This window comes from Streptomyces chiangmaiensis, assembly GCF_036281785.1.
In the GTDB taxonomy this organism is placed as follows: Bacteria; Actinomycetota; Actinomycetes; order Streptomycetales; family Streptomycetaceae; genus Streptomyces; species Streptomyces chiangmaiensis.
Genome location: NZ_JAYWVC010000556.1, coordinates 1 through 1,481, shown reverse-complemented (window position 1 = coordinate 1,481; position 1,481 = coordinate 1). Strand labels below are relative to the sequence as shown.

Sequence of the window (1,481 nt, the reverse complement as noted above, 5' to 3'; positions counted from 1 at the left end):
ACCGACCATGATCAATCTCAGCGGCACTTTCTGTGCCTCAACTACTCACGCCCGATATAGGGCCGCACCCACCCGGGATCCGGGTGCGGCCGTGACGCGTTCCGATGCTTCAACCCTTACCCCGACGCTTTCAGGAAGGAATAAAGCCGTCGTGATGCGCAGGATGCCCACACGGGCGAAGGGTGAGAGCTGTCAACGGGGCAACCCGCCAGACGGCGAGGTCCGCCCCCTGATCCTGTGGGATGCAGCGATCCGCTGTGGCCGGGGGCCGGTTCGTGCGGCCGCTTCCTTCTTCGGCCTGCCCGTTGCGGGAGGGCGGCGATCTTGCGGTCGTTGCGTGCCAGCCACAGGGCGTGGCCGACGCGCAAAGCGTTGGGCACGCCAGGTCGGGCGGCAGATCCTTCTACTGCGGCCTCGCATGTTCGAATTTTTGTTCGATAGAGTGGGTTGCGGGAGGTGGCTGCAATGTCCTGGGATGCGAGGGAGCACAAGGTGTCGACGGTGATGCATGTGCGCTGCCCCGACCGTCTGCCGGATGAGGCCTACCGGCAGGTCTTGGAGCAGCTCGCGGAGCTCTCCCCGGTCGTCCAGGCCCTGCCTCCGTCTGCGGCCCTGGTGGAGCTGAAGGGTGCCCTGCGCTATCACGGCGCCGACGCCCGGAGACTGGGGGAGGTGCTGCGGGTGCGCACACTCTCCCGCCTCGGTATCGACGTGCGCGTCGGGATCGGTCCCTCGATCACCGTCGCGGCCACGGCCTCCGGCCAGGTCGCCTCGCCCGGAGGTGTCCTCGCCGTCGACCCCGCCCACGTCGCAGAGTGGCTCGGTGCGCTGCCCGTGGAGGCCCTTCACGGCATTGGCCCCCGCCAGGCCAAGGCATTGCGGGACTATGGCATCCATCACGTCGGCCTGCTCGCCGCCGTGCCCCCGGCCACGGTGCAACGTCTCCTGGGCGGCAGGTACGGGCGCCTGGCCGTTGAGCGGGCCCGCGGGATTGACCCGCGCCCCGTTGTCCCGCGTGCTCTGCCAGCGTCCGCCTCCGTCAGCTGTGCTTTTCCCCGGCACACCCTGGACGGCGCCGAAGTCCGCGCCGCGTTGCTCGATCTGGTGGTCCAGCTCGGGCACCTGCTGCGCCGCCGTGGCCAGGCGGCCCGCGCACTGACGCTGACGCTGCGGTTTGCCGGCGGACCCTTGTGGGAGAAGACTCGCCGCCTGCCGGAGGCCTCCGCGCACGAGGAGGACCTGCGCGTCATGGCCTACCGGCTGATCGATGCCGCGGGCCTGCAACGCGGCCGCCTGACCGGCCTGGTCCTCAAAGCCGAGGACCTGGCCGACGCCGACCAGATCGCTCAGCAGATCAGCCTGGACCGTGCCCGTGAAGCGCGCCTGGTCGCCGAAGAGGTCAGCGACCGCATCCGCGACAAGTTCGGTCCCGGCGTCATCGGCCCAGCCGCCGCGCTTCGTCACCAAATACCTCCGAGGAT

General features: G+C 69.5%; 1 protein-coding gene. It reads left to right on the top strand.

What is annotated here, in order from left to right:
- Positions 1-465 precede the first annotated feature (465 nt).
- On the top strand, positions 466-1,481 hold a 1,016-nt coding region (locus tag VXC91_RS45475; protein ID WP_329513191.1), incomplete at its 3' end, for a DNA polymerase Y family protein.